This window comes from Aeromicrobium sp. (assembly GCF_025965075.1).
Classification (GTDB): Bacteria; Actinomycetota; Actinomycetes; order Propionibacteriales; family Nocardioidaceae; genus Aeromicrobium.
On the sequence record NZ_JAOPXQ010000163.1, the window covers coordinates 1 to 4,026 of the forward strand.

Below are 4,026 nucleotides of genomic sequence, written 5' to 3' on the forward strand. Positions count from 1 at the left end.
GGCAGGAGCAGGGGGAGCACGACGGACTCGGCGTGCTGGGTCAGCTCGCCGCCGATGCGCAGCAGGATCGACTCACCGGACGAGTTCTCACCCACCCGCACCTTGGCGTCGAGCTTGGCCGCGCCACGCCCGTCGCCGAGGATCACGCCGATGACGCGCGAGGGGTGCTCGCGCGACAGGATCGTGGCGGTCTTGAGCGCCGCACCGACGTTGTCGTCGTCCGTCACGACCAGCAGCGTCAGGACCATGTCCATCGCGGGGCTGCCGGCGGCCACCCGTGCCTTGACGAGGGCGCGCGCGATGCGCGACGAGTTGGTCTTCTCCAGCGTGATCTCCATCAGGGACGTCTCCAGGTCCGGCCGTCACGCGCCATCATCGTGTCGGCGCTGGGGGGACCCCACGTGCCGGCGGGGTACTGGTCGATGTCCTTGTCCCGCTGCCAGTGCGCGATGACGGGGTCGAGGATCTCCCAGGCGAGCTCGACCTCCTCGTGCTGGGGGAACAGCGGCGGATCGCCCAGCAGGACGTCGAGGATCAGCCGTTCGTACGCCTCGGGGCTGCTCTCCACGAACGCGCCGCCGTAGGCGAAGTCCATGTTGACGTCGCGGATCTCCATCGTGGTGCCGGGGACCTTGGCGCCGAACCGCAGCGTCACGCCCTCGTCGGGCTGGATCCGCATCACGAGGGCGTTCTGCCCCAGCTCCTCGACGTCGTTCTTGCTGAACGGCTGGTGCGGCGCTCGCTTGAAGATCACCGCAACCTCCGTCACGCGACGGCCCAGGCGCTTGCCGGTGCGCAGGTAGAACGGGACGCCGGCCCAGCGGCGGGTCGAGATGTCGACACGGATCGCGGCGTACGTCTCTGCGCGCGACCCGTCCGGGACGCCGTCCTCCTCGAGGTAGCCGCGGACCTTCTCGCCGCCGGCCCAGCCGGCGACGTACTGGGCCTGCGCGGTGTGCAGGTCCATGCGGGCCGGGGGACGGGCGTTGGCGAGGATCTTCTGCTTCTCCAGCCGCAGGCTCTTGGCGTTGAACGAGACCGGCTCCTCCATCGCGATGAGCGCCATGAGCTGGAGCAGGTGGTTCTGGATGACATCCCGGGCCGCGCCGATGCTGTCGTAGTAGCCGGCCCTCGAGCCGATGCCGATGTCCTCGGCCATCGTGATCTGGACGTGGTCGACGTAGTGGCTGTTCCAGATCGGCTCGAACATCCCGTTGGCGAAGCGGAACGCCAGGATGTTCTGGACCGTCTCCTTCCCCAGGTAGTGGTCGATGCGGAACACCGACTCGCGCTCGAACACGTCGCCGACCATGCGGTTGAGCTCCTGCGCGGACTGCAGGTCGTGGCCGAACGGCTTCTCGATCACGACACGCCGCCAGCCCTTGGTGGACTCGGCCAGGCCGTGCTTCTTGATCTGCGACACCACGACGGGGAACAGGCCCGGCGGGATGGAGAGGTAGAACGCGTGGTTGCCGCCCGTGCCCTGCTGCTCGTCGAGCTCGTCCATCGTGTCGGCCAGGCGCTCCCACGCCTCGTCGTCGTCGAACTCGCCGGGAACGAAGCGGATGCCTGCGGCGAGCTGCTTCCAGACCGTCTCGCTCCACGGGGTGCGGGCACCGTCCCGGGCGGCCTGCTTGATCATCTTGGCGAACGAGTCCGTGCCGAAGTCGGCGCGGGCGAAGCCGACGAGCGCGAAGCCGGGCGGCAGCAGGCCGCGGTTGGCCAGGTCGTAGACCGCCGGGATGAGCTTCTTCTTCGCCAAGTCGCCGGTGACGCCGAACATCACCAGGCTGCAGGGGCCCGCGATGCGAGGGAGCCTGCGGTCCTTGGGATCGCGCAGGGGGTTCGCACCGATCACGCGAGGACCTCGCGCACGGTTCGCAGACCCTTCTCGACGTCGTGCAGGTGCAGCCGCAGCACGGGACGACCGTGCTCCCGCAGCACCGCTGCATCGCCCGCGGCCTGCGCGTCGATGAAGGAGCCGAACGTGAAGTCGCGACCCGGCACCTCAAGGTCGGCGGTGGGCGTGCCCGTGATCTGCAGGAACACGCCGTTGGGCGTGCCGCCCTTGTGGTACTGCCCGGTGGAGTGCAGGAACCGGGGCCCCCAGCCGAACGTCACGGGGCGCCCGAGCCGCTGCGCGAGCACCTCGCGGACCCCGGCGAAGTCGGCGTACGTGATGCGGTCCAGATAGGCCTGCACGGCGAGGTAGCCGTGGCGCAGGTCGACCTGCTCGAGCAGCTGGTCGACGGCCTCCTGGACCGTCGAGCCGGCGCCGTAGATGTCGATCCCGTCGTCCGTCGTGTCGGGCTCGGGGATCGTGCCTCCGCCGTCGAGCAGCTCGCGGGCCGCCTGCTTGGCGCTCTCGACGTCGGGCTGGTCGAAGGGATCGATCCCGATGAGCCGACCGGCCACCGACACGGCGACCTCCCACAGCAACATCTGCGCGCCCAACGGGCCCGAGATCGCCGCGGCGAAGCCGGACTGGGCCTCCGCCGGCTCGTCGGCGCCGATCGACACGAGGATCGAGTCAGGCGTGCTGGGGTTGAAGTTGACCGCGTTCTCGAACGGCACGACGACGGGCAGGACCCCCTTGCCGCGCTTGCCGGTCGACTCGGCGACGAGCTGCTCGATCCAGTCGCCGACACCGTGGCGGGTCTGGTCGGCGAGCACGAGCTTGTCGACCTGGTAGCGGTTGGCGACGCCGATCATGACCCCGAGGCGCAGCCCCGGGTTGTCGGCGTCGTCGGCGTACAGGGCCGCCTCGGCGGCCTCGGACTCCGCCAGCAGCGCACCGACGTCGACGCCGGCCAGCGCGCTGGGGACCAGCCCGAACGCCGTCAGAGCCGAGTAGCGGCCGCCGACGTGCGGATCGGCCCGGAAGACCCGGTAGCCGGCCCGGGTGGCCTCGTCGTCGAGCGGCGAGCCCGGGTCGGTCACCACGACGATGCGTTCGGCGGGATCGAGGCCCGCGTCACGGAACGCCTGCTCGTACGCGCGACGCTGGCTGTCGGTCTCGACCGTGCCGCCGGACTTGCTCGACACGACCACGACGGTCCGGTCGAGCCGGTCGGCGATCGCGTGGCGGACCATGTCTGGCTGGGACGAGTCGAGCACCGTGAGCTCGACACCGGCGGTGTGGCAGATGACCTCGGGCGCCAGCGAGGAGCCGCCCATGCCGCACAGCACGACGTGGTCGAGGCCCTTGGCGAGGAGCTGCTCACGCAGCTCGGCGACCTCGGCGACGATGGGTCGCGAGCTCTCCGGCAGGTGCGTCCAGCTCAGCCGGACGCTCGCCTCGGACTCGGCATCCGGGCCCCACAGGGTGGGGTCCTCGGCGGCCAGGCGCGACGCGACGCGATCCTCGATCGCACCTCGCAACGCCGTGTCGAACTCGTCCTGCGACGGGACCGTGAGCACGACCTCGACCACGGCTCAGGCCTTGTCGAGCTCGGCGCGGACGGTCTCGAGCAGCTCGTTCCACGAGGCCTCGAACTTCTCCAGGCCCTCGTCCTCGAGGATCTTGACGACCTCGTCGTACGAGATGCCCTCGCGCTCGAGGGCCGCGATCGCGTCGCGTGACTCCTCGTACGTGCCGTGCACCCGGTCGCCGATGATCTCGCCGTGGTCGGCGACGGCCTGCAGCGTCTTCTCGGGCATCGTGTTGACGGTGCCCGAGACGACGAGCTCCGTGACGTAGAGCGTGTCGGGCAGGTTCGGATCCTTGACGCCGGTCGAGGCCCACAGCGGACGCTGGGCGTTGGCGCCCTTGGCCTCGAGCGCCTTGAACCGGTCGGAGCCGAAGATGTCCTCGAACGCCTCGTAGGCCAGCCGGGCGTTGGCGAGGGCCGCGGTGCCACGCAGGGGGCTGTCCTCGGGCAGACGCTTGTCGACCTCGGAGTCGACACGGCTGACGAAGAAGGACGCCACCGAGTGGATAGTTGACAGGTCACGGCCTGCGGCGTCGGCCTGCTCGAGCCCCGTGACGTAGGCGTCCATGACTCCGCGGTACCGCTCGAGCGAGAA

General features: G+C 70.1%; 4 protein-coding genes. All 4 read right to left on the reverse strand.

The features are described from left to right. On the reverse strand, positions 1 to 338 hold a 338-nt coding region (locus tag JWQ91_RS10025; protein ID WP_297783111.1), incomplete at its 3' end, for a glucose-6-phosphate dehydrogenase assembly protein OpcA. After that, a complete protein-coding gene (gene zwf, locus JWQ91_RS10030) occupies positions 338 to 1,855 on the reverse strand; it encodes a glucose-6-phosphate dehydrogenase (RefSeq protein ID WP_297783120.1) in 1,518 nt (505 codons plus the stop codon). The genes JWQ91_RS10025 and zwf, both read right to left, overlap by 1 nt. Continuing rightward, complete coding sequence (locus JWQ91_RS10035; protein ID WP_297783114.1) at positions 1,855 to 3,432, reverse strand: glucose-6-phosphate isomerase; 1,578 nt, start codon at positions 3,430 to 3,432, stop codon at positions 1,855 to 1,857. Before JWQ91_RS10035 ends, zwf begins: the two co-directional genes overlap by 1 nt. A gap of 3 nt (positions 3,433 to 3,435) precedes the next feature. Further along, the coding region (locus JWQ91_RS10040; RefSeq protein ID WP_297783117.1) for a transaldolase family protein at positions 3,436 to 4,026 on the reverse strand (591 nt) is incomplete at its 5' end.